Source organism: Streptomyces collinus Tu 365 (assembly GCF_000444875.1).
GTDB classification, from domain to species: Bacteria; Actinomycetota; Actinomycetes; order Streptomycetales; family Streptomycetaceae; genus Streptomyces; species Streptomyces collinus_A.
The window spans coordinates 6,455,546-6,480,758 of sequence record NC_021985.1; the positions used below are offsets into that span (position 1 = coordinate 6,455,546).

Annotated in this window: 18 protein-coding genes; 13 read left to right on the plus strand and 5 right to left on the minus strand. The window is 73.0% G+C overall.

Going from position 1 to position 25,213, the window contains the following annotated elements; genetic code table 11:
• Positions 1-18 precede the first annotated feature (18 nt).
• On the minus strand, positions 19-1,650 hold the full coding sequence (locus B446_RS28070) for an aldehyde dehydrogenase family protein (RefSeq protein ID WP_043476557.1): 1,632 nt from the start codon (positions 1,648-1,650) through the stop codon (positions 19-21).
• 160 nt (positions 1,651-1,810) lie between these two features.
• On the opposite strand from B446_RS28070, the gene B446_RS28075 reads away from it, so the two are divergent.
• From B446_RS28075 to B446_RS28135, 13 genes are all read left to right on the plus strand, one after another.
• Complete coding sequence (locus B446_RS28075; protein WP_043479251.1) at positions 1,811-2,110, plus strand: acyl carrier protein; 300 nt, start codon at positions 1,811-1,813, stop codon at positions 2,108-2,110.
• An 11-nt stretch (positions 2,111-2,121) separates the two neighbouring features.
• On the plus strand, positions 2,122-7,830 hold the full coding sequence (locus B446_RS28080) for a type I polyketide synthase (RefSeq protein ID WP_020942812.1): 5,709 nt from the start codon (positions 2,122-2,124) through the stop codon (positions 7,828-7,830).
• 41 nt (positions 7,831-7,871) lie between these two features.
• Positions 7,872-9,473, plus strand: coding sequence for a fatty acid--CoA ligase (locus B446_RS28085; RefSeq protein WP_020942813.1), 1,602 nt, complete (start codon positions 7,872-7,874; stop codon positions 9,471-9,473).
• 37 nt (positions 9,474-9,510) lie between these two features.
• The gene (locus tag B446_RS28090) at positions 9,511-10,509 is read left to right on the plus strand and encodes an LLM class flavin-dependent oxidoreductase (protein ID WP_020942814.1); all 999 of its coding nucleotides are present in this window, start codon (positions 9,511-9,513) and stop codon (positions 10,507-10,509) included.
• A gap of 29 nt (positions 10,510-10,538) precedes the next feature.
• A complete protein-coding gene (locus B446_RS28095) occupies positions 10,539-11,306 on the plus strand; it encodes a thioesterase II family protein (protein ID WP_043479253.1) in 768 nt (255 codons plus the stop codon).
• A 147-nt stretch (positions 11,307-11,453) separates the two neighbouring features.
• On the plus strand, positions 11,454-12,947 hold the full coding sequence (locus tag B446_RS28100) for an MFS transporter (RefSeq protein WP_020942816.1): 1,494 nt from the start codon (positions 11,454-11,456) through the stop codon (positions 12,945-12,947).
• Between the two features lie 329 nt (positions 12,948-13,276).
• Positions 13,277-14,470 (plus strand): cytochrome P450, encoded by a 1,194-nt coding sequence (locus tag B446_RS28105; protein WP_020942817.1) that lies wholly within the window; start codon positions 13,277-13,279, stop codon positions 14,468-14,470.
• A gap of 651 nt (positions 14,471-15,121) precedes the next feature.
• The gene (locus tag B446_RS28110; RefSeq protein WP_020942818.1) at positions 15,122-16,330 is read left to right on the plus strand and encodes a cytochrome P450; all 1,209 of its coding nucleotides are present in this window, start codon (positions 15,122-15,124) and stop codon (positions 16,328-16,330) included.
• A 60-nt stretch (positions 16,331-16,390) separates the two neighbouring features.
• Complete coding sequence (locus B446_RS28115; RefSeq protein WP_043476559.1) at positions 16,391-17,863, plus strand: MFS transporter; 1,473 nt, start codon at positions 16,391-16,393, stop codon at positions 17,861-17,863.
• Between the two features lie 39 nt (positions 17,864-17,902).
• Positions 17,903-18,736: an alpha/beta fold hydrolase gene (locus B446_RS28120; RefSeq protein ID WP_020942820.1), complete on the plus strand. Its 834-nt coding sequence runs from the start codon at positions 17,903-17,905 to the stop codon at positions 18,734-18,736.
• 196 nt (positions 18,737-18,932) lie between these two features.
• Complete coding sequence (locus B446_RS28125; RefSeq protein WP_020942821.1) at positions 18,933-19,883, plus strand: diacylglycerol/lipid kinase family protein; 951 nt, start codon at positions 18,933-18,935, stop codon at positions 19,881-19,883.
• A 62-nt stretch (positions 19,884-19,945) separates the two neighbouring features.
• Positions 19,946-20,314 carry a nuclear transport factor 2 family protein gene (locus tag B446_RS28130; protein ID WP_020942822.1) on the plus strand — a complete coding sequence of 123 codons (369 nt, stop codon included), beginning with the start codon at positions 19,946-19,948 and terminating at the stop codon, positions 20,312-20,314.
• A gap of 109 nt (positions 20,315-20,423) precedes the next feature.
• The gene (locus tag B446_RS28135) at positions 20,424-21,992 is read left to right on the plus strand and encodes an MmgE/PrpD family protein (RefSeq protein ID WP_020942823.1); all 1,569 of its coding nucleotides are present in this window, start codon (positions 20,424-20,426) and stop codon (positions 21,990-21,992) included.
• A gap of 18 nt (positions 21,993-22,010) precedes the next feature.
• Here the strand turns inward: B446_RS28135 and B446_RS28140 are convergent, their stop codons facing one another.
• From B446_RS28140 to B446_RS28155, 4 genes are all read right to left on the minus strand, one after another.
• On the minus strand, positions 22,011-22,400 hold the full coding sequence (locus tag B446_RS28140) for a hypothetical protein (protein WP_148305754.1): 390 nt from the start codon (positions 22,398-22,400) through the stop codon (positions 22,011-22,013).
• A gap of 83 nt (positions 22,401-22,483) precedes the next feature.
• Positions 22,484-22,900 carry a DUF4279 domain-containing protein gene (locus tag B446_RS28145; protein ID WP_020942825.1) on the minus strand — a complete coding sequence of 139 codons (417 nt, stop codon included), beginning with the start codon at positions 22,898-22,900 and terminating at the stop codon, positions 22,484-22,486.
• A 44-nt stretch (positions 22,901-22,944) separates the two neighbouring features.
• Positions 22,945-24,267: a helix-turn-helix domain-containing protein gene (locus B446_RS28150; RefSeq protein ID WP_020942826.1), complete on the minus strand. Its 1,323-nt coding sequence runs from the start codon at positions 24,265-24,267 to the stop codon at positions 22,945-22,947.
• Positions 24,264-25,061, minus strand: a complete 798-nt coding sequence (locus B446_RS28155) for a GntR family transcriptional regulator (protein WP_020942827.1) — start codon at positions 25,059-25,061, stop codon at positions 24,264-24,266. The genes B446_RS28150 and B446_RS28155 overlap by 4 nt, the downstream gene beginning before the upstream one ends.
• Between the last annotated feature and the right edge of the window lie 152 nt (positions 25,062-25,213).

Consider the following 25,213-nt stretch of genomic DNA (forward strand, 5'->3'; position numbering starts at 1 on the left):
AGACTTCGGGACGGGCGGTCAGGCGCCGAAGACCGCGTCGTACGGGCTCACGTCGCGGGCGATGCTGACTCCCTGGACGTGGGAGGTCTTGAGCATCGGGTAGTTGGCCTCGCCGAACGCGCCGCCGGTGCGGCCGGTGCCGCCGTGGCTCGGCAGGTACGGCAGGAAGCCGATGTGGGAGTCGTTGACCTTCAGCAGGCCGCCGTTGACGACCCGGCGCACGAACGTCTCGATGACGTGGTCCGAACGCGACCACAGCGAGTTGCGCAGCCCGTAGTCGTTGCTGTTGACGAACTGGAGGAACGCCTCCAGGAGCGCGTCGTCGTTGTCGCGGTCGGGGACCACGATCGGGATCAGCGGGAAGAAGGTCTCCTCCCGGACCACGTCGTAGGTCCGCGCCCGGTCCAGGCCGTCCACCCGCACCACCGTCGGCTGCAGGAAGACACCGGTCTCGGACACCGTGCCGTCGACCTCGGTGCGGTTGCCGCCGGTGACCAGCTCGGCGCCGTTGTCCAGCGCCTGGCGCAGCAGCCGGAAGAACCGCTCGCTGCGCCTGACCGGCGACAGCAGCACGTCCTCCTCCTCGGGCAGGCCCGGCCTGATGCCCTTGACCTGCTCCTTCACCTCGGCGATCAGCGCCTCGGCGACCTCCGGGTGGACCAGCACGTAGTTGGGCACCATGCAGATCTGGCCCGAGCCGTAGAACGACTCCGTGATGGCCTCGGCCGCCCACTTCACGTCGGCGTCCTTCCAGACCACGATGCCGTCGTTGCCGGCGAGTTCGAGGATCGGCTTCTTGCCGTGCGCCACGCACTGCTGCTCGAAGCGCAGGCCCTCCTGGCTGCCGCCGATGTAGAAGATGTCGTTGATCAGCGGGTCCGCGATCCAGCGGTCCATGGTCTGCTTCGGGTTGGAGCACACCGCGTTCAGCACACCGGCCGGCGCGTCGATCTCCTCCAGCAGCGGGGCGACGATGTCGCGCAGCAGCCACATGGTGGACAGCGCGATGCTGCGGGGCGCCCGCACGACGACGGCGTTGCCGGCCATCAGCGCCAGCACGCACAGGGCGGCGCTCGGCAGCGGGGCGTTCTGCGGCGGGTTGAAGGCGACCACGCCGTCCGGCTGGCGGTGCAGGATCAGCTTGCGGCCGTTGTACTCCTTCTCGACCCGCATCTGCTTCATGTACCAGCGCAGGGAGCCCGGGGCGTAGATCTGCAGCAGGCAGCTCAGCTCCCAGCGGGCCAGCTTCACGGGGTGGGACTCGGCGACCAGCATGCGCAGGAACTCGTCCTGGTGCTTGATCAGTTCCTCGCGGAACCGGGTGCCCAGCCGCATCCGCCGCTCCAGCGGGACGGCGCGCCAGTCGGGGGCGGCCGCGGCGGCCGCCTGGGTGGCCAGGTCGATGGCGGAGTCGTCGGCGATCGCGCACCGTCCGACGACGTAGGGGTGCTGGGCCGCCTCGGACTCGGGGTCCTGTTCGAGGGTGCGCTTCAGGCTGACGCTCGTGAAAACGTCTTCCAGCAGGGAACGTCCGCTGACGGTGTAGACCCACCCGTCCCCGGCGACGTCCTTGCCCGCGATGTAGAGGTCGTAACTCTTCAATCCGGAAGGTGCCTCAGCACTCTCCTCCTGCGCGGCTTCGCGAAGCATCTTCAGCCTTTCGGATATGGCGTGTGGATTTCTTGAAGCAATGCGAGCCTGACAGCGGAATCTGACCCCGCGCTGACACGTGACTGACCGGACCGATCCGGCCACGGGAGCGCTCTCGGGCTGTCAGTGGGGCGTCAGTCGGCGCTGCTTGCATGGCCGCATGCCACCTGTCGACAGCACGATCGAGCGGTTGCGCGACCTTCCGCGCAGTGAACTCGCCGAAGAGATCGAGTCAATCGTCCTGGAGAAGTTCCGGGTCGTCCTGCTCATGGACGACGCGGAGGACCTCCCCGTCGACGTCAGCTACTTCGATCTCGGCCTCACCTCGCTGCGGCTGACCGAGATACGGCAGAGCCTGGAACAGCTCCTGGATCTGTCGATCAACGTCAACGTGCTCTTCAACGAGCCGACGATCGCCCATCTCGTGGACCACCTGACCCAGGCCATTCAGGAAGCTTGAGGAGTCGTTCCATGCCGCGTAAGGAATCTGAGCAGGCGCCCGAGCCGGTCGCGATCGTCGGAATCGGTCTGCGGTTCCCCGGCGGCAGCGGCTCGCCCGACGAGTTCGACGCCTTCCTGAAGGAGGGCCGCAGCGGGATCCGGCCGATCCCACGGGACCGCTGGGACGTCGACGCGTTCACCCCCGAGGGCCCCGACGACAAGGGCAAGATCCGCGCCACGGCCGGCGGGTTCCTGGACCGCATCGACACGTTCGACGCCGCCTTCTTCAACATCTCCCCGAAGGAGGCCCGCTACATGGACCCCCAGCAGCGGCTGCTGCTGGAGACCGCCTGGCAGGCCCTGGAGCACGCCGGCATCGACCCCGCGCCGCTGCGCCGCGGCAACGGCGGCGTGTACATCGGCGCCAGCTCCATCGACTACGCGCTCGAACTGGACTCACTGCCGTACGAGGAGCTCGACGGCCACCTCGCCTCCGGCATCACCATGTTCCCGCTGTCCGGGCGCCTGTCCTACTTCCTCGGCTGGCGCGGCCCCAGCATGAGCGTCGACACCGCCTGCTCGTCCTCCCTGGTCGCGCTGCACCTGGCGGCCAACGCCCTGCGCGCCGGCGAGACCGACATCGCGCTGTGCGGCGGCGTCAACGCCCTGCACCACCCGCGCATCCCGGTGATGTTCTCCAACGCCCAGATGCTGTCCCCGGACGGTCAGTGCAAGACCTTCGACGAGGCCGCCGACGGCTACGCGCGCGCCGAGGGCTGCGGCATCGTCGTCCTCAAGCGGCTCTCCGACGCCGAGCGCGACGGCGACCGGATCCTCGCCCTGGTGCGCGGCACCGCCGTCGGCCAGGACGGCGACAGCGCCGGCCTGACCGTGCCCAACGGCCCCGCCCAGGAGAAGGTCATCCGCAGCGCCCTGGCCGCCGCCCACCTCGCGCCCGAGGACATCCAGTACGTCGAGGCGCACGGCACCGGCACCCCGCTCGGCGACCCCATCGAGTTCGGCGCCATCGGCGACGTGTTCGTCGATTCCCACACCAAGGACCAGCCGCTGCTGGTCGGTTCGGTGAAGACCAACCTCGGCCACATGGAGCCCGCCTCCGGCATCGTCGGCGTCATCAAGACCGTGCTCCAGCTGCGCGCCGGCACGATCTACCCGCACATCAACCTCAACACCCCCTCGGGACGCATCCCCTGGGACCTGTACCCGGTGCGGATCCCCACCGCCTGCGAGCCCTGGGACGCCGAGGTCAGGCGCGCGGTCGTCAACAGCTTCGGGTTCGCCGGGACCATCGGCGCCGTGGTGCTGGAGCAGGCCCCCGAGCCGGCCGCCCGCCCGGCCGACGAGGACGGCGCCGCACCGCTGTTCACCCTGTCCGCGAAGAACGCCACCGCGCTGCGCGAACTCGCCGCCGACTACCGGCGCCTGCTGGACGAGCGGCCGGACGTCTCGGTGCCCGCGCTGTGCCACAGCGCCAACACCGCCCGCACCCACCACCCCTACCGCGTCGCCGCCCCCGTCGCCGACCGCGCGGCCCTCGTCAAGCTGCTGGACAAGGCCGCCGAGGCCGAGCACGAGGGCCCCACCGGCATCCGCAAGACCGCGTTCATGTTCACCGGCCAGGGCTCCCAGTACGCCGGCATGGGCGCCGCCCTCTACGCGGCCCTGCCCGTCTTCCGCGCCCAGGTGGACGCCTGCGACAAGCTGTTCGCGCAGCACCTCGACGGCTCGGTGCGCGACCTGCTGCTCGGCACCGCCGACGACCCCGAGGCGATCGACCGCACCGAGTACACCCAGCCCGCGCTGTTCACCCTGGAGTACGCGCTCGCCCTGCAGTGGATGGCCTGGGGCGTACGCCCCAACGTGCTCATCGGGCACAGCATCGGCGAGGTCGTCGCCGCCGCCGTGGCCGGCCTGTTCAGCCTCCCCGACGCGGTCCGGCTGGTCGCCGCCCGCGGCCGGCTGATGCAGGCGGTGCGCGCCGAGGGCGGCATGGCCGCCGTCGCCGCGCCCGTCGAGGAGGTCGCCCCGCTGCTGGAGGGCCGGCCCGACCTGGCCCTGGCCGGGATCAACGCCCCCGACCAGACGGTCGTCTCCGGCGCCACGGCCGCCCTCGACGAGGTCGTCGGCATCCTGGAGGGCCGGGGCGTGCGCGTCGACCGCCTCAAGGTCTCGCACGCCTTCCACTCGCCGCTGATGGCCGAGGTCTACGACGACTTCCGGGCCGCCCTCGACGGCATCACCTTCCACGAGCCGAAGATCAGCATCATCTCCAACGTCACCGGACGCCTCGCCCGCTTCCGCGAGATCGGCGACCCCGACTACTGGGTGCGGCACATCGGCGAACCGGTGCGCTTCCTCGACGGCATCCGCGCCGTCGCCAAGCGCGGCCGGCACGCCCTGGTCGAGATCGGCCCGCAGGCCGGGCTGACCGCCCTCGCCCGGCGCTCCGTCACGGTCGAGGACCACCTGTGGCTGGCCAGCCTGCGCCGCCGGGACACCACCACCGCGACCACCCTCACCGCGCTCGCCGAGTACTACGCGGCCGGACTCGCCGTCTCCTGGACCGACTACCACGCCGGTCACCCCGCGCCCGCCCGCGTGGACCTGCCCACCTACGCCTTCCAGCGCAAGCGCTACTGGCTGCCCTCCGTCACCCCCCGCAAGTCCGCCGCGAACGGCACCGCACGGCACCTGCTGCTCGGCGTCGAGGAGCGGTTCGCCAGCGGGGTGCGCGAGTTCAACGCCGAGTTCACCACCGAGGAACTGGGCGCCCTCGCCGACCTCGCCGACGGCGGCCGCACCGTCCTGCCCGCCGGCGCCTACGTCGACCTGCTGCTCGCCGCGCAGGACGCGGTCCAGGGCCACGCCCGCTCCGCCGTCCGCGACCTCAGGCTGCTCGCCCCGCTGGAGCTGCCCGCCGAGACCCTGACCGCGCTGACCACCCGCTGGCGGCCGCGTCCCGGCGGCGGCGCCGAGGTGGAGGTGTTCACGGTCGTCGGCGGCGAGGAGAACCTGCACGCCACCGCCGTGGTCTCCGCCGACCCCGAACCCCTGGTCCCGGTCTCCGAACTGGCCGAGCTGGACGCCGGCCTCGCCCCGGGCGGCCAGCTCATCGACGACGAGGACATCTACACCGACCTCGCCTCCGTCGGCCGCCCCCAGGGCCCGCGCATGCGGCTGCTGCTGCGCGCCGCCCGGCACGGGGACGGCCTGGTCACCGGCGAGCTCACCGGCCGCGACGCCACCGCCGTCGAGCACGTCCCGGCCGAACTGCTGGAGGCCGCCGTCCAGGCGCTGGTCGTCCTCGACCCCGAGGGCCCGGTCTTCGTGCCCCGCGAGATCGCCTCCGTACGGCACTTCCGCAAGCCGCGCGGCGAGAACCTGCGCGTCCTCGCCCGCGTCCGCGGCGAGCAGGACCGGCGACTGGCCGACGTGCTGCTGCTGGAGAACGGCGAACCGGTCGCCGAACTGCTCGGCGTGCGCATGGCCCGGCCCGAGGGCCGCGGCGGCCGCCGCCAGTTCCTGCACCGCCCCGAGTGGGTGCGCCGCGCGCTGCCCGAGGCGGAGAACGCGCCCGCCCGGCACGTGGTCCTGCTCGACCCGTCCGCGGTGCGGGCCGCCGAACTCGCGGCCGAGCCCGGCCTGAAGGTCACCTGGCTGCCCGACCTCACCGACCTCAAGGCGGCCCTGGAGGACCCCACGGTCACCGACGTCTGCCGGGTCTGGCGGCAGCTGCCGTCCCCGATGTCCGACGGCCGGCTGCGCGCCGAGTGCGAGGACAACTACCGCGAACTCCTCGCGCTCGTCGGCGCGCTGGACGCCTCCGGCGCGGCCCGGCCGCCCCGGCTCTGGCTGGTCACCGAGGGCGCCCAGTGGCTGCCCGGCGACCCGGCCGGTGACGGCGGCCACCTCGGCGCGGCCACCCTGTGGGGCTTCGGCCGGGTGCTGCTCACCGAGTACCCGCAGTACCGGGCCACCCTCGTGGACCTCGCCCCGGGCAGCGGCCTCGCCCCGCTCGCCGAGGAGTGGCGCTCGGAGCCGGCCGGCGAGTACCAGGTCGCCCACCGGCCGGGCCGCCGCTACGTGCGCCGGCTGCTCGCCGGTGACGCCACCCTCACCTGGACCGGCGGCTTCGAACTGCGCGCCCCGGACTCCGGCGACCTGTCCGACCTGGCGCTCGCCGCGGCCGCCGACCGCGCTCCCGGGGACGAGGAGGTCCAGGTCAAGGTGCGCGCCGTCGGCCTGACCGCCGAGGACGCCCGCACCGCCCTGGACACCGGGCGCGCCGAACGCGCGGAGGAGGAGGGCACCGACGCGACCGGGGAGGAGCCCCCGCCGCTGCTCGGCCGGCTGGCCCGCGGCACGGTACTCGCCGCCGCCGGCGGCACCGGCTTCGCGGCCGGCGACGAGGTCCTCGTCCGCCACGACGGCACCTTCCGCTCCACCCTCACCGTCCCCGCCGTGGCCGTCGTGCACGCCACCGGCTCCGACGACACCGCGCCCGCCTTCCGCCTCGACGAGACCGGCGAGGCCCTGCGCACCGCCCTGGCCGACCCCGCCGGACGCGCCTGGGTGACGCTCCCGGAGGACCCGGCCGAGGAGCGCACCGACCCCGCCGACGAGGGCCCCACCGGCCTGCGGGCCGACCGCACCTACCTGGTCACCGGCGGTCTCGGCGGACTCGGCCTGGTCACCGCCCGCAAGCTGGTCGCCCTAGGCGCCCGGCACCTGACCCTGGTCAGCCGCAGCGGCCGGGCCACCGACGAGGCCTCCGAGGTCCTCGCCGACCTCGCCGCCGACGCCGAGATCGACGTCGTACGCGCCGACATCTCGCGCTCCCAGGACGTCCAGCGCCTGGTCCGGCACGTCACGGCCGGCCCGTACCCGCTCGGCGGGATCGTGCACGCCGCCGGCTCCTACGACAAGAAGCTGGTCTCCGAGCTGACCTGGGAGTCGATCGACGCCCAGCTCGCGGCGAAGGCGTACGGCGGCTGGCTGCTGCACGAGGCCGCCGAGGAGTCCTTCCCCGAGCTGGAGTTCTTCGTCACCTACTCCTCCATCGCCTCCGTCCTCGGCGGTGCCACCCAGGGCCACTACGCCGCCGCGAGCGCCGGTCTCGACGCCCTCGCCGAGTGGCGCAGCCGGCGCGGGGTGCCGGGCCTGTCGGTGAACTGGGGTGCCTGGGCCCGGGTCGGCATGTCGGCCCGCCTGGAGGAGCACCTCAGCCAGGAGATCGAACGCAGCGGTGTCCGCTTCTTCTCCCCGACCCGGGCCCTGGACACCCTGGCCCGGCTGTGGGGACGGCCGCGCACCCAGCGGATCGTCGGCGAGTTCGACTGGGACCGCTACGTCTCCGGCAGCGTCACCGGCGACCTGTTCTTCGACCGGCTGGCCCGGCAGGCGTCCGACGACGACGGCACCGGCCTCGACCTGAAGGCGCTGGCCGCGCTGCCCGCCGCCGAACGCCTGGCCGCCGTCACCGGCGTGGTCCGCGAGAAGGTCGCCGCCGTCCTGCACCTGGAGGAGGGCGACGAGCTGGACGTCTCCACCGAGTTCGTGTCGCTGGGCCTCGACTCCCTGATGGCCCAGCAGGTCAAGGCCGCCCTGGAGCAGACCTTCCGGCTGCCCCTGCCGGCCTCCCTCACCCACGACCACCCCACGGTCCGCGCGCTGGCCCAGTTCGTCGACGGGCAGCTCGGCCCGGTGCCGGCGGTCTGACAGCCCCAAGGCCTGACAGCCCCAAGGGACGGGAAACCACGATGACTGAGACACCGAGGGAGCGCTGGACGCTCCACCACGCCGCCCGCGCCCACGCCGGGAGCCGCCCCGACCACCCCGCGATCGTCTGCGAGGGCCGGGTCACCACCTACGAGAAGCTGCACCGCGACAGCAACCGGGCCGCGCACGCCCTGCGCACCAGCGGGGTCGGGCGCGGCGACCGGGTCGCGTACCTGGGCCGCGAGTCGGCGAACTACTACCTGGTGATGATCGCCTGCGCCAAGGCGGGCGCCGTCCTGGTGCCGGTCAACTGGCGGCTCACGCCGAGCGAGGTCGACCACATCCTGCGCGACTCCGGTGCCGCGCTGATCTTCGTCGACGACGAGTTCTGGGACACCGTCGCCACCGTCCGCCACCAGCTGCGCGGGCTGCGCCGGGTGATCCGGGTCGACGGCACCGACGCGGACGGCGAACCCGCCCGCGGCGCGGGCCTGCTGGCCTGGGCGGCCGACCAGCCCGACACCGACCCGGCGCCGGGCACCGGGCCGGACGACGCGGTCATCCAGATCTACACCAGCGGCACCACCGGTCTGCCCAAGGGCGCGGTCCTCGCCCACCGCAGCTTCTTCACGCTCCCGCACGCCAGCCGCGAGCGGGGCGTGGACTGGATCGACTGGCTGCCCGAGGACGTGGCGCTGATCTCCCTGCCGGGCTTCGGTGTGGCCGGCATCGGCTGGTTCCTGCACACCTTCAACGCCGGCGGCACCAACGTGATCATGCCGCAGTTCGACCCGCAGGAGGCCGTGCGCCTCATCCGCGCCCACGGCGTCACCACCACCTTCGCCGCCCCGGCCATGCTGCAGGCGATGGCGGCCGAACGCGGCGCGGGACCCGAGGCGTTCGCCTCCCTGCGCAAGATCGCCTACGGTGCGGCGCCCATGTCCGAGACGCTGCTCAAGCAGTGCCTGGAGACCTACCGCTGCGAGTTCGCGCAGATCTACGCGAGCACCGAGACCGGCAGCGTGGCGGTGTGCCTGCCGCCCGAGGCGCACCACCCGGGCAGCACGGTCCTCACCTCCGTCGGCAAGCCCTGCCCCGGCAACGAGGTGAAGGTGGTCGGCCCCGACGGCGAGGCGCTGCCGCCCGGCGCCATCGGCCAGATCTGCGTCCGCGCCCCCTCGCGGATGCTCGGCTACTGGAACCTGCCCGAGGCCACCGCCCGCACGCTGGTGGGGGAGTGGCTGCACATGGGCGACGCCGGCTACCTCGACGAGGACGGCTACCTCCACCTGTGCGACCGCATCAACGACACGATCATCGTCGCCGGCCAGAACATCTACCCGGCCGAGGTGGAGAAGGCGCTGGCCGCCCACCCGGCCGTCGCGGACGCCGCCGTCGTCGGGCTCCCCGACGACCGCTGGGGCGAGAGCGTGCACGCCGTGGTGGTGCTCAGGCCCGGCGCGAACGCCACCCCGCGCGAGCTGCTGCTGTCCCTGCGGGGCCGGATCGCCGACTACAAGATCCCCGGCACCTACCACTTCGCCGAGTCGCTGCCCCGCAACCCCTCGGGCAAGATCCTGCGCCGCGCGGTGCGGGAGCGGCTGACGGCGCCGGCCCGGGACCCGCTGGCGAGCACCGTATGACGTCACCCTCCAAGCCCCTCGTCGAGAAGGACTGTCCATGAGCACCGAGCCCCTGCGGATCGGCATCCTGCTGCCCACCCGGGAGCAGGCCATCAACGGCAGCTACGCGGCGGCCCCCCTGCTGGACTTCGCCCGCCGGGCCGAGGACCTCGGGTTCGACTCCCTGTGGGCCGGCGACTCACTCACCGCGCGCCCCCGCCTCGACCCCCTCGTCGTCCTGTCGGCCGCCGCCGCGGCGACCCGGCGGATCACCGTCGGCACCGCCGCCCTCACCCCGGCCCTGCGCCACCCGCTCATCGGCGCCAACATGATCGCGAGCCTCAGCCACGTCGCCGCCGGCCGGCTGGTCCTCGGCCTCGGTTCGGGCTTCCCCATGGCCGAGACGGAGGAGGAGTTCGCCTCCGTCGGCGCCTCCTTCCAGGGCCGGGTCGGCCGTCTGGACGAGATCACCGCGCTGTGGCGCACGGCCTGGCGCTCGGGCGAGGAGGGCGAACCCGCCGAGTTCCAGGGGAAGTACTGGCAGTCGGAGCACCTGGACCGGCTCCCGTCGCCCGCGGTCGCCGGCGGCCCGCCGCTGTGGCTGGCCGGCAGCGACACCCCCAAGGTGCTCGCCCGCGCGGCCACCCGCTACGACGGCTGGCTGCCCTTCCTGCCGGACGTCGACGCCTACGGCCGGGCCAGCCGCCGTATCGCCGAACTCGCCGCCGAGGCGGGCCGCACGGTCACCCCGGCGCTGTACGCCACGGTGACGGTGAACAGCGACGAGCGCGCGGCCCGGGCCGAACTGGAGCACTACATCAGCCACTACTACGGCCGTTCGCTGGAGCAGATGAGCAGCATCCAGGCGTACGCCTGGGGCAGTGCCGAGAAGTGCGCCGAATGGCTCGGCGGTTACGTCCGCGCCGGTGCCCGGCACCTGGTCGTGCGGATCGGTTCCCTCGATCCCGAGCCGCAGTTGAAGGAGATCGCCGAGGTGCTGCTGCCCGCGGTACGCGCCCTCGGTTCGTCCACCATCGTTGGGAGTACGCAGTCGTGACCTCCGCCATCGGCACCATCGGCAGTCAGATGTCCAGCGAGGGCAACTGGTTCCACCCCGTGGAGCCCTCGCCCGACGCCTCGATCCGGCTGTTCCTGCTGCCCCACGCGGGCAGCGGCGCCATCATCTACCGCGACTGGGAACGGCTGCTGCCGCCGGACATCTCCCCGCAGGCCGTCACCCTGCCCGGCCGCCACAACCGCCGGGACGAGCCGACGTACGAGGAGTTCTGGCCGCTGCTCGACGCCCTGCACGAGGCGGTCGTCAACGACCTCGACGAGCGTCCGTTCGCGTTCTTCGGTCACTGCCTCGGCGCCCAGCTCGCCTTCCGGCTGGCCATCCGGATGCAGGAGGAGGGCGACCGGACCCCGGTGATGGTCGGGATGTCCGGCTGGTCGCCGGTGGGCTTCTTCAAGCCGACCGAGGAGCAGAGCCGGATGCCGGAGCCCGAGCTGGTCGAGTGGATCAAGAAGCTGGGCTCCTTCCCGGCCGAGGTCTACGACAACCCCGAGATGCTCGCGCTCGTCGTGCCCGCGCTCCGCTCCGACCTCAGGGTCGCCGGGGACTACGACGACGACGGCGCCGGTGTCACCTGCCCGCTCGCCTCGTACGGCGGCCGCAGCGACCCGCTCCAGGAGGCCCCGGACGCCATGACGCACTGGGCCGGCCGCACCCCCGTCTACCTGGGCCACAACGAGTACGAGGGCGGCCACTTCTACATCGACACCCACGCGCAGGCGGTCACCGCGCACTTCGCGCACCGCCTGCAGCGAGCCGTGGCCACCAGCGTGAGCTGAGCCGAAGAGGCCGTGTCAGCGCCGTGTCAGCAGGGCGCGGGACAGTGACCCGATGACCGTATTGGGTGCCGTCCCGTGCCCTGCCGTGCATCACGGACACCTTCGGCCGTCCACCCCACCAGCACGAAACGACCTAGGAGGGTCGTCATGACCACCGAAGCGGAACTGACCGGCAGCGCGGCCTCGGCCGCACCGCCACCGGACATCGAGGAGGCGGCCGGCGCACCCGCCTGGGGTGCGCTCCTGGTCGTGCTGGCCGGCCTGTTCATCACCAACCTCGACTTCTTCATCGTCAACGTGGCCATCCCCTCGCTGCAGCGCGGGATGCACGCCACCAGCGCCGAGATCCAGCTCGTCGCCGCGACGTTCAACATCGGCCTGTCCGCCATGCTGATCACCGGCGGCCGGCTCGGCGACCTCTACGGCCGGCGGCGGATCTTCTCCCTCGGCCTGGCGCTGTTCACGCTCGCCTCGCTGGCGTGCGGCATCGCGCCGAACATGGGCGAGCTGATCGCGGCGCGCGCGGTGCAGGGCGCCGCGGCGGCCCTGGTCATCCCGCAGGTCCTCGGCATCCTGACCACGACCTACGCGGGCAAGGCCCGGGTCGCGGCGTTCAACGCCTACGGCCTGACCCTGGGCGCCTCGGCCGTCTTCGGCCAGCTCATCGGCGGTCTGCTGATCAAGGCCGACGTGTTCGGCTGGGACTGGCGGACCATCTTCCTGATCAACGTGCCGATCGGTGCCGTCGTCCTGCTGCTGACGCCGAAGCTGGTGCCCGAGTCCCGTGCCGACGGGCACACCGGACTCGACCTGACCGGTGTCGTCCTGGTGACCGCCGGGCTCACCGCCGTGGTGCTGCCGCTGGTCGAGGGCCGTGAACAGGGCTGGCCCACCTGGACCTGGGAGTGCCTGGCCGCCGCCGTGCCGCTGCTCGGGGCGTTCTGGTACACCCAGCGACGCAAGGCCGCCCGCGGCCGGTCGCCGCTGGTCAACCCGAGCCTGTTCGAGGACCGCGCGTTCGGCGTGGGCGTGGTCTCCCTGCTGGTCTTCTTCGCCGCGATGGCCTCCTTCTTCCTGGTCCTCGCGCTGTACCTGCAGGAGGGCCGCGGCCAGTCCGCGCTGCGCTCCGGGCTGCTGTTCGTCCCGCTCGGCCTCGGCTTCTTCATCGGCTCGGTGCAGGCGCCCAAGGTCGCGGCCAAGCTGGGCAAGCAGGTCCTGGCCCTGGGCGCGCTGCTGCTCGCGGCGGGCGACGTGGCGCTGGCCGAGACGGTGTGGCACCTGGACACCAGCGGCTCCGTCGGCTGGTGCATCCCGGCCATGGTGCTCGGCGGGGTCGGCATGGGCTTCGTCGTCGCGCCGCTCACCTCGCTGGTCCTGGAGGGCGTCGCCCCGCACCACGCGGCCGCCGCGTCCGGCGTCTTCTCCACCGCCCAGGAGATGGGCAACGCCATCGGCATCGCGGTGATCGGCGTCGTCTTCTTCAGCGTCGCCGGGCACGGGACCGGCGCCCACACCTACGCCCACGCGTTCGGCACCAGCCTGTTCGTCCAGGCCGCGATCTGCGTCCTGGTGGCCGCCCTGGTGCAACTGCTGCCGCGGGCGAAGGCGTCCGGGCCGGACGCAGTGCCCGAGACCGCCTGACGCACGTCAGGTACGAAGGCCCGACGGGGGCCGGCGGAACACCGCCGGCCCCCGTTCCGTTGTGCGCGCACGCCTTCTCCGCACCCGCCCGGAGACCCGAGCGTGCCCGAATTCCCGGACGGAAGCCCGATCGTGCCCGAATTCCCGAACGCCCGACGGGGGTCCGGTCGAGGCGAAGAAAGTCGGCCGACCGCCTTTACCAACGGAAAACCAGCCATTTACTGGCCGAAAACCTGTCAGTCATCCATCAGATATCCGTCAGCGGCGCTCATCAGGATGTCTCCAACGCTGGGAACCGGCCAAGGGAACCAGCCAACGGAGGGAATGTCATGTCCGAATGCGAGCAGCAGCTGCCCGAGTGGCCGATGCCACGTTCCTGCCCCTACGCGCCACCGGACGCGTACGAGGGGCTGCGCAAGGATCCCCCGCTGAAGGTGCGGATACGCGGCGGCGAGGCCTGGCTGGTCACCCGGCACGCCGACGTCCGCCAGGTGCTCAACGACAACCGCTTCAGCGCCGACGACCAAAAGCCCGGCTTCCCGATCCGCATCCAGCTCCCGCCCGAGCCCGGCGTGATGTCGTTCAACCGCATGGACGGCTCCGAACACGGCCGGCTGCGCCGCATGGCGATGACCGAGTTCACCGCCCGCCGCACCCGCGCCCTGCGCCCCGAGGTCGAACTCCTCGTCGAGCGGCTGCTGGACGAGCTGGAACGGGGCCCGCGCCCGGTCGACCTCGTGGAGCACTTCGCCGTACGGCTGCCGTCGCTGGTCATCGCCCGGATGCTCGGTGTCCCGGAGGAGGACGAGGCGACCTTCACCGAGCAGAGCCGGGTCATCCTCTCCCAGGACGCGACCCCCGAGGAGACGTACGGCGCGTTCGTCGAGATGACCGGCTATCTCGACCGGCTCGCCGCCCGGCGCACCGCCGAACCCCAGGACGACCTGATCAGCCGGCTGGTCACCCGCTACGTGGCGACCGGGGAGCTGACCCACCAGGAACTCGTCGCCATGGCCCGGTTCTTCCTGGTCGCCGGGCACGAGACCTCCGCCCACCAGATCAGCCTCAGCGTGCTCAGCCTGCTGCGCGACCCCGCCCTGCTCGCCGAACTGCGCGCCGACCCCGGCCTGTACAAGCCGGCCGTCGAGGAACTCCTGCGCTACTGGTCCATCTCGCAGGACAACCAGGTGCGGGCCGCGGTCGCCGACGTGGACCTGGGCGGTGCGCGCATCCGCGCGGGCGAGGGCGTGATCGTGGCGATCCCCGGCGCCAACCACGACGAGTCGGTGTACCCCGACGCGGGCCGCCTGGACATCCACCGCAACGCCTCCGGCCACCTCGCCTTCGGCTTCGGCGCGCACCTGTGCCCCGGCGCCTCGCTGGCCCGCATGGAGCTGGAGGTGTGCCTGAGCATGCTCTTCGAGCGCTTCCCCACGCTGCGCCTCGCCCTGCCGGCCGAGGACGTGCGCTTCCGCCAGAACACCCTCGTCTACGGCCTGGAGGAGCTGCCCGTCACCTGGTGACAGCCGGTCCCCCTCCGGGTGTCAGGAGGGCCGTGCCCCACCACGGCCCCGCCCCGAACCGCACCGCGGACAACCGGACCGCCCCCCGCACCCCCACCGCGCGGCTGGAACACCCCGTTCCCGCGCGGCTTTCCCACGTCAGCCCGTGATCAGCCCCGGGTCAGTTCTCCTTGGCAAAGTCATTACCACCGCACGCGCCCGCCGTCGCCCCGGTTCGCCGCCGGCGCGACCGACGTGAGGAGAACGCCCGTCATGGCCCCCACCCCCGCCTCGGGCCCGCACCACGGCCTACCCGGCCGCAGAACCGCGCAGCTCCCCGCTCGTGAACCGAGTCCGGGCGACGCGTCAGCACACCCGCGCCACTCCCGCTCGCTCCGGCGGGCCCCGGCCACCGCCCACCGGCGGACCGCCGCCCCCGCCACGCGCTAACAGCCTTCCCCCCACCGACTCGCACGGGCCCGCCAGGGACCCGTGTCAGCGCTGCGTCAGCGCGGTGTCAGGGAGCTGCGCGACAGTGGCGTACCACGTCCGCGCGTGCCCCGGAGGGAGTCATTCCTCTTCGTGGCCCGCCGGGCCCCCTCACCGTGCCCCCACGCAGAGAGAGAGTCGGTGCCGAGGAACACCTTTGCCCCCCGAACATGGAGGACGAACATGTCACTCGCGGACCACACCGACATCCTGGACTGGCCCTTCGCCCGGACCGAGGACGGCGCCCCACCGCCCCTCCTGGCCGAGCTGCGCAAGGCACCCCCGTGCGTGGTACGGATTCCCGCGGGCGCCGCTGAATCCCGCCTGGCCTGGCTGGTCACCCGCTACGCCGACGTACGGCAGGCGCTGGCCGACCCCCGCCTGAGCGCCGACGAGACCTTACCCGGCGCTCCCGTGCGCATCCAGGTGCCGCCCGGGGGCAACCCCAGTTCGTTCCTCCGCCTGGACGACCCCGAGCACGCGCGGCTGCGCGGCATGATCCAGACCGAGTTCACCGCCCGCCGCGTCAAGCGGCTGCGCGAGCCGGTCCAGCGCCTCGTCGACGAGCTGCTGGACGAACTGGCCGCCCAGCCCCAGCCGGCCGACCTGCACGCCGTCTTCTCCCGGGCGCTGCCCACCCTCGTCATCGCGCGGTTACTGGGCGTCCCCGAGGAGGACTCGCCCTTCTTCATCGAGAAGACCCGCGTCACCATCTCCCAGGAGGACCCGGCCGTCTCCCAGGCCGCCTTCGTGGAGATGTCCGAGTACCTGGCCAAGCTCGCGCTGCGCAAGCTCGCCGACCCCGGCGACGACCTGATCAGCCGGCTCGCCGTCAACCACCACGCCACCGGCGCCCTCAGCCTCGACGAACTCGTCGGCATCGCCCGCCTGGTACTGGTCGCCGGCCACGAGACCACCACCAACCAGATCGCCCTCAACGTCCTCGCCCTGCTGCGCGACGACGACCTGCGCGACCGGGTCGCCGCCGACGACGGCGCGCTGATCCCCGCGTTCATCGAGGAGTCCATGCGCTACTGGTCGATCTCGCAGGACGCCATGGTCCGCCTCGCCGTCGAGGACGTCGAAGTGGGCGGCGTGACCTTCGAGAAGGGCGACGCCGTCGTCATCTCGGTCCCGGCCGGCAACCACGACGAGTCCGTCTTCGCCTGCCCCCACCGCATCGACCCCGACCGCGACACCAGCGGCCACCTGCAGTGGGGCTTCGGCCCGCACTACTGCCAGGGCGCACCGCTGGCACGGCTGGAGATGGAGCTGGCCCTGCGCTCCCTCCTGCGCCGCTTCCCGAACCTCCGCCTCGCGGCAGACCCCCGCACGCTCTTCCGGCGCGGGACCGTCTTCCACGGGGTGACCGGCCTTCCCGTGACCTGGTGACCGGAGGAATCCGGTGCACCGGACAACCGACAGCGAAAGAAACAAGGAAACGGAGTCGTCATGACTTCTGAAGCAAGCCCGGACGTCGCGGTGGAGGGGCGCGAGCGGACCGTTGCGGCCGGCGCCCCGGCCGCCGCCCCCTCGGCCGGAGCCCTGCTGGTGGTGCTCGTCGGGACGTTCATCACGGTGCTGGACTTCTTCATCGCCAACGTGGCCGTCCCCGCCATCAAGGCCGACCTGCACGCCACCGCCGCCCAGGCCCAGATGATCGTCGTCGGCTACGGCGTCGCCTTCACCTCGGGCCTGATCACCGGCGGCCGGCTCGGCGACCTCTACGGCCGCCGGCGGATGTTCGCCCTCGGCATGGCGCTGTTCATGGTGGCCTCGGCCGCCTGCAGCTTCGCGCCCACGGTGACCGTCCTCGTCGTGGCCCGCATCGCCCAGGGCGCCTCGGCGGCGCTGATGGTGCCCCAGGTGCTGGGCATCATCGGCACCGTCTACACCGGCGCGGCCCGCGACCGCGCCTTCAACGTCTACGGCCTGGTCATCGGACTCGCGGGCGTCTTCGGCCAGTTCATCGGCGGCGCGCTGATCTCCGTCGACGTGGCCGGCCTGAGCTGGCGCACGATCTTCCTGATCAACGTCCCGCTGTGCCTGCTCTCCCTCGCCTGCACCCGCCGGACCATCCCCGAGTCCCGCGGCCAGGGCGGCACCCGGCTGGACCTGGCCGGCGCCCTGCTGGTCACCGTGACCCTCGGCCTGGTGGTCTTCGCGCTGCTCGAAGGCCAGGAGCGCGACTGGCCGGTGTGGGTGTGGGAGTCGCTGGCCGGCGCGGTCGTCCTGCTGGCGGTGACCGTGTGGCACCTGCGCCGCAAGGCGGCCGCCGGACGCGGCCCGCTGATCGAGCCGGGCATGTTCCGCTCCCGGATCTTCTCGACGGGCCTCGTCGCCACGGTCGTCTACTTCCTCGCCATGGGCTCGTTCTTCTTCACCCTCGCCCTCTACCTCCAGCTCGGCCGCGGCCTGAGCCCGCTGGAGTCCGGACTGGTCTTCCTGGCGCTCGGCGCGGGATACTTCGGTGCCTCCGTCGTCTCCGCCCGGTTCGCCGCCTCCGTCAACGCCCGCCGGGTGGCCGCCGGTCCGCTCGTCCTCGCCGTCGGCTACACCGCGATCGCCCTGACCGTGCAGGACCTCGGCATGAGCGGTCATGTGCTGTGGCTGCTGCCGGCCCTGCTGGTCGCCGGGCTGGGCATGGGCCTGACCACGGGTCCGCTGACCAACCTGGTGCTGGGCGGCGCGGTCCCCGAGCACGCGGCGGCCGCCTCCGGGCTGCTGAACACCGCGCAGGAGGGCGGGGCCGCCGTCGGCGTCGCCGTCGCCGGCACGGTCTTCTTCCCCGTGCTCGCGGACCACGGCGGCGGGGCCGGCGCCTACCCGCACGCGTTCGCCGTCACCCTGATCCCGCTCATCTGCCTGGGTGTCCTCGCCTCCCTGCTGGTGCTGGCCGCCCCCGGCCGTACCGCCCGGAAGTGAGCCCCGGCACCCCGACCCTTCCGAAGGAGGCGAGCAGACATGCCCCACCTCACCACCCGGGACGGGACCCGGCTGCACTACAGCGACTGGGGCGACGGACGGCCCGTGGTGCTCCTCGGCGCGGCCATGGCCGACTCACGCATGTGGGAGTTCCAGGCGCCGTTCCTCGCCGGCCGGGGTCTGCGCTGCGTCACCTACGACCGGCGCGGCAGCGGCCGCTCGGACATCCCCTGGAACGGCTACGACTATGACACCCTCGCCGGTGACCTCGCCGACCTGCTCGACCACCTCGACCTCAGGGACGCGGTACTGGTCGGCTACGCGGTCGGCGGCGGCGAGTGCGTGCGCTACCTGTCCCGGTACGGCACCGGCCGGGTGGCGAAGCTGGCCCTGGTCGCCTCGACCACCCCGTTCCTGATGCGCGCCCCGGACCACCCCGACGGACTGGAGCCCGAACTGTTCGACCAGGTCGAGGAGGCGATCCGCACCGACCGGGCCGCCTGGCTCGCCGCCCTCACCTGGCCGTTCTTCACCGGCCGCCCGGACCCCGACCCCGACGACCTGCCGATCTCACGCGAACTCGCCGACTGGCTCATCGGCATGTGCCGCAACACCTCGCCCCGAGCCGGAACGGAGATCTACCGCACCCTGTTCAGCACCGACCAGCGCGCCGAGACGGCCGCCGTCACGGTGCCCACCCTCGTGATCCACGGAACCGCCGACCTGGCGGCGCCCTACCCGCTGTGCGGACCGCGGACCGCGGACCTGATACCCGGCAGCACCTTCCTCACCTACGAAGGAGCCGCCCACGGGCTGTTCGCCACCCACGCGGAGCGGCTCAACGCCGACCTGCTGGCGTTCGCCAAGGAGTGACGGACACCCATCCGCCCACGGACGTCCGGCCCCCTTCCCCGGGGGCCGGACGTCCGTGCGTACGCCCCCGCCGGCCGCGTCAGCCGCACGTCAGCCCCGTGACAGCGCCCCCCGGCACAGTGGAGACCGCCGCGACGCCGGGGCGCTGAACGCCGCCCGGTCCACCGGTGCCGTCCGACGAAGGAGTACGCCCGACATGGCAGACACCGCAGCCCCGGCTCCCACCCGGGCACTCGTCCTCGGAAACCCCGCATCCGGCAGCCACTCGCCCGAACTGGTCGAGGAGGTACGCCAGCTGTGCGCCTCCTACCTGGAGCGCGCCGAGGTGCACCTCACCACCGGCCCCGGCGACGCCACCGTCGCCGTGCGCCGGGCCCTGCAGCGGCCGGCCGGGGCACCCGACCTCGTCGTCGTCATCGGCGGCGACGGGACCGTCCGGGAAGCCGTCCAGGGCCTCGTGCCCGTCACCGGTGACGCCACCCTCGCGGTGGTGCCCGGCGGCACCGGCAACTCGGGCTACAAGATGCTCTGGGGCGAACGCCCGTGGAGCGAATCCCTGAAGGCGATCCTCACCGACGGCGGTATCGGCGGCAGCGCCCGCCTGCGCCGCCTCGACCTGGCCCGCCTCACGGAGACCCGCAACTACGTCTACCTCGGCGCCTGTTCGGGTGTGATCGCCGACGCGCTGATCACCGCCCGCGACCTGCCGCTGTCCGGACGCGAGCGCTACGCCCGCGCCTTCGCCGACACCGCCGCCGGCTACGCGCCCTACCCGGGCCGGGTCACGGTGGACGGCAAGGTCGTGCACGAGGGCCCCACGGTCCTCGCCAACGTCGGCGGCGGCCCCTACCGCGGCGGCCGGTTCCACGTGCTGCCGGACTCGCTGCTCGACGACGGACTGCTCGACGTCTGCGTCATCGGCGACGGCATCGCCGCGGCCGACGTCCCCGGACTCACCCTGAACGCCGCGCACATGGACCACCGGGCGACCGTGTACGCGCGCGGCCGGAGCATCACCGTCGAGCGGACCGACGGCCGGCGGCTGCCGCTGGAGCACGACGGCGAGTACCAGCACGGCATCGGCGCGAAGGCCACCTTCGAGGTGCTGCCCGGCGCCCTGCCGGTCTGGGCGCCGGCCACCCCCTGAAAGCCCGCACCGAGCCACCCGTCCGAAGAACAAGCAAGCACGTCACAGAGGAGAACGCCCGCATGAGCGACCTGACCACCACCGTCTCCCGTTACCTCGACATCTGGAACGAGGCGGACGCCGACAAGCGCGCCGCGGCCATCGCCGAGCTGTTCACCGCCGACGCCCCGTACATCGACCCGCTCGCCGCGGTCGAGGGACACGAGGGCTTCGGGGCCGTGGTGGCCGGTGCCCGCGACCAGTTCAAGGGCCTCGCCTTCGAGCTGCACGGCACCGTCGACGCCCACCACGACCAGGCCCGCTTCCAGTGGGGCCTGGTGACCGAGCCGGGCGCCGAGCCGATCGCGATCGGCTTCGACGTCCTCGTCACCGACGCCGAGGGCAAGATCAAGGCCGTCTACGGCTTCCTGGACAAGGTCCCGGCCGCCTGAACACGCACCTGACCGCGGGAGCACCGGCTCGCCGGTGCTCCCGCCGTCGTGTCACCCGCAGCCGTACCCCCGACCCCGACGCACGCACGGCAAGGAAGGTACCCGCCTCATGACCGCTGTCCTCGGGGAGAGCGTCGCCCGGGCCCTGTGCGACGACTGGGCCGCGCAGGCACCCGCCCCGTCCCGGGCCGGCCGCGGCCGTACCCCCGCCGACACCCCGCTGCGCGAGCTCTCGCACTGGGCGGCCACCCTGCGCCCCCAGCACATCCCCTGCCGGGTGCTGAAGCTCGCGGCCAGCCAGGTGCTGTCGCAGATCGCCTCCATCCGGGCCGGTCTCCAGCACCCCCTGGGCCGCAAGCTGGTCGCCGCCTTCGGACACCCCATGCAGCGCGACCCCCGGCAGGCGGCGGGCGTCTTCGCCGCGCTCGGCTCCTGGCTCAACCTGGACGACACCGCGTACGCCGGTCACCTGTCCAACTCCACGGTCGCCGTCCCGCTCGCGTTCGCCTACGCCCGGCAGCTGGACGGGCTCTCGCTGCTGACCGCCGTGGTCGCCGCCAACGAGTGCGCGGCCCGCATCACCGCCTCGGCGACCCTGGGACCGCTGCGCGGCCAGAGCGCCGTGCACACCCACCTGGCCGGCGCCGTCGCCGGCCGCCTGCACTGCGACCGGGCCTCCGCCGGCCTCTTCGAGAACGCCTTCGGGCTGGCCTTCGCCATGCCCAACTGGCCGCTGATGCGCGCCTTCCTGGCCAGCGACGCCCGACTGTTCAACACGTTCACCCCGGTGCGCACCGCCATGGACGCCTGCGACGCGGCGCACGCCGGGCTGCGCGGCGCCCCGGACATCATGGAGCACAGCGACGGCTTCCTGGCCCGGTTCGCGACCGTGCCGCTGCCGCAGGCGGTGGCGAAGGGGCTGGGCCGCCGCTGGCACACCGACACCCTGTCGTTCAAGATGCACCCCGGCGGCCCCGGCATCGACGCGGCCGTGGACTGCGCCGCCGAGATCCACCGCGAACTCGGCGCCGTGAAGCCCGGGGACGTGGCCGAGGTGGTCGTCGAGGCGTCCCTGTACACGCTGTTCGCGGGGGAGCGGGCCGCCCAGTACGTCACCGGTCCCGGCTCCCCGCTGGGCGCGCTGGTGCTCGACGTGCCCTACCCGGTCGCCACCACCCTGCTCACCGGCGAGTTCTCGGTGGACGACTTCTCCTCGCCGCACGTGGACGACCTCGACCGCTGGGCGCTGGCCAAGCGGATCCGGCTGGAGCACGACACCGACATGACCCGCGAACTCTTCCTGTCCGACGCGCCGTTCGGCGAGGCGGTGCGCGAGGCGGGGGACCTGGCCGTGCCCTGGCTGCGCGGCTTCGGCGGGGACGAGCTGGTGGACCTGGTCGGCGCCGCGCGGGCCGACGACCGGGACTTCTCCCGGTCCACCAAGGCCACCGGCGCCCGGGTCACCGTACGGCTGACGGACGGCCGCACGGTCTCCCGCACCCGGCTGATCCCGGTGGGCGCCGCCGGCCCGGAGACCCGGGCGGGCCACGCCGACCTGGTGCGCGAGAAGTTCCTGTCGGTCGGCGGCTCGCAACAGGTCGCCGACACCGTCGGCCGCCTGCACCGGATGCGCCCCCGCGCGGTCCGCCGCTGGATCGAGACGGCCTTCCTGGACTAGTCCGAGGGGGGAGGGGGGTCAGCCGAGCCAGGCCAACGGGTCCTCCTCGTCCTCGCCGGAGGCCCGGACCGTCGTGAAGGTGACCGGGAGGCCCAGCTCCGCCAGACCGGCGAGCACGCCCGGGGAGAGGGCGAGCTTCGAACCGGACTCGGCGACGCCCGCCACGTCGACCTTCACCGACCGCCCCGCCTTCCTCAGCGCGTCGAGCGCCGGCCTGCGCGGGGTGAGGAGCGCGACGAGTTCGGCGGCCTGCTCGTCGGCGCTCGCCGAGTGCCGCTCGTCCACACTGAGCGTGGCCCAGCCGGGGCCGGAACAGACGTCCACGCCCTTGGCCGAGGAGAAATCGTCGCTGCCGGCGAGCCGCAACTCCGCGAGCAGAGAAGCGGAATCGACTTCCTGCCCCGACACGACCAGGGAGGTGCTCAAACTACCCCACGGCTTCAACGTCGTTCCACGTTCCATTCATGTCGATCAGTAGTAATCGGCGTCACTCAGCGCTCGTTCATATTCGCCGCGACCCGGAGCGGGAAACCCAGAAGCGCGAGACGCCTGAGTTCCTCCGGGTGGAGGGTGAGGCTGCAGTCGTTTCCGGCGAATCCGTAGATGCCGACGATCACCTCGTAGCCCTGCTCGGCCAGTCGCACGAGCTCGGCCCGCTTGCTCTCCGCCGTCGAGAGGATGGTGTCCAGCCGTTCGTGGAAGTCCCGGCTGACGTCGGAGCCGCAGTCGACGCCCCACTCCCCGTCGACCTCGTCCGGACGGCTCCACCTGCTGGGTCCCGGCTCGCGCACACCGGTGGGCTCGACACCGAGGAAGGACGTGATCTCCGCGGGCCGGAGGTCGGCTCCCTTGACGACGAGCGACACCTGCGTCAACACCCACTGGCGCTTTTCCCCGTTCTCGGACACGCTCGCCATCATCACACCGGCGCGTCGGCACGGACAACGCCGTTCTACGAGGCCTCGGTGGCCCGCCCACGTCCACCCGCGTCCCGGGCCCGGCGTCCCGGCCGGCAGGGACCGGCCGGTACGGTGCCGTGCGCCACGTACAGACGGACCGCGTCGTACAGCCGGTAGCGGACCCGCCCGGCCCGGTCCGGCTCGCCCGCCCGGACCAGCTGCCGGTGCAGCAGGTCCTCCAGCAGGTCCATGGCCTGCCGCCGGGACGGGGACAGCAGGGAGACCACGTCCTCGAACCAGAACTCCCTCTCGATCTCGCTCAGTTCATGGAGGGCGGCGCGGGACGCCGGCGGCAGCGGGCGGTAGTAGGCGGCCACGCTCGCGTCCAGGGAGAGGTCGCCGACCCGCAGCGCACCCAGCCGCTCACCCTCCTCGGCCAGCCGGTCCGCGAGGTCGGCGAGGCCGCGGTGCGGGCGTGCGGTGAGCCACAGGCCCGCGATGTGCAGCGCCAGCGGCAGCCCGGCGCAGGACCGCACGATGCGCAGGGCCGCCGGCCGTTGCGCCGCGGTCCGCCGGGCACCTGCCAGGTCGGCGAGCATCCGGTAGGCGTCACCGGACTCCAGCGGGCCGACGGGGGCACGGAACTGCTCGGGCAGCGCCGACAGTTCACGGCGGGCGGCCACCAGCACGGCGCTGCGCCCGCCGTCCACGAGCAGGGGCCGGACCTGCGCCTCGGAGACGGCGTTGTCCAGGACCACGAGCACCCGGCGACCGCTGAGCGCGTCCCGCAGCCGGGCGCGTGCCTCCTCCGGATCGCGCGCGGCGACGGCGTCGCCCAGCGAACGCAGGATGCGGCGCACCAGCAGATCCGGGGTGAAGGGCCGGCAGGACGCGGGGTGCAGGTCGACGTAGAGCTGCCCGTCCGGGAACCGGTCGCGCACCGCGTGGGCGGTGTGCAGCACCAGCGCGGTCTTCCCGGCGCCCGGTGGCCCGACGACCACCGCGGGTCCGCCGGGCCCGGGGAGGCGGGCCGCCAGCGTCTCCACCAGCCGCTCCCGGCCCACCAGCCGGCGGCGGGGCGCCGCGGGCAGTTCGGCGGGGCCGGCCCGGGGCGCCCGCGCGGGCGGCTGCTCCCCCCGGGGCAGCCGTAACAGGCGCCGGGTCTCGCCCGGTGCCAGCTCCAGCGCCTCGGCCAGCAGGACGAGGGACTGCCTGCGGGGCCGGGCGGTGTGCCCGGTCTCCAGGTTGCGTATGGCCCGCACGCTCAGCCCCGAGCGCACCGCGAGCTCATCCTGGGTGAGGCAGGCCGCCTCCCGGGCTCGCACCAGCGCGACGGCGAGCGTCGGCCCGGGCCCGGCGGGGTGCGGGTCGCTCACCCGTTCTCCCGGGCGCGGCCGGCGGACGGTCCGGCCACGGGGCGGCGCAGCGCGGCGACGAACTTGTAGCGGGAGCCCCGGTACACCGAGCGCACCCACTCCACCGGTGTGCCGTCGGCGTCCCGCGAGTGCCGCGACAGCAGCAGCATCGGCAGGCCCACGTCGGTGGCGAGCAGATGGGCCTCGCGCGGGGTGGACAGCGAGGTCTCGATCGTCTCGTCCGCCTCGACGAGATGGACGCCGTACACCTCGGCCAGGGCCGTGTACAGCGACGGGTGGGTGGTGAGCCACTGGCGCAGCCCGGGGAAGCGGCGCCCGGACAGGTGGGTGGTCTCGATCGCCATGGGGTCGCCGCTGGCCAGCCGCAGCCGCTCGATGCGCAGGACGCGGTCGCCGACCTCGATGCCGAGCAGTTCGGCGAGCCCCGCGTCCGCCGCGATCTCGCCGATGTCCAGCACCTGCGAGGCCGGCTCCAGTCCCTGGGCGCGCATGTCCTCGGTGTGCGAGGTGAGTTGCAGGGTCCGGTACAGCTTGGGCTGGGCCACGAAGGTGCCCTTGCCCTGGATGCGGTCGAGCCGGCCCTCGCCGACCAGTTCCTGCAGGGCCTGCCGGATGGTGGTGCGGGAGGTGCCGAACCGGACGGCCAGCAGCCGCTCCGCCGGCATGGCCGAGCCCGGCTGGAGCGCCTGGGTGATCTCCAGGACCTGCTGTTTGATCCGGTAGTACTTCGGCACGCGCGCGGCGCGGCGGGGCGCCCCCCTGGAGTGCTGGGCGCTGCTGACGTCGGTGGCCATGCCTGCCTTCCCGGCCGAGTGTGTGGGGGCTCCCGTTATAGCGACCAACTGCCCTATGGTCTAGTCCAACTGAGGTCGACAGGTCTAGTCCAGCAGGCGCGCCGGTCGCAAGGGGATGGGCGCGCTCCGGTGACTTTCTCGTAACGGCCCGG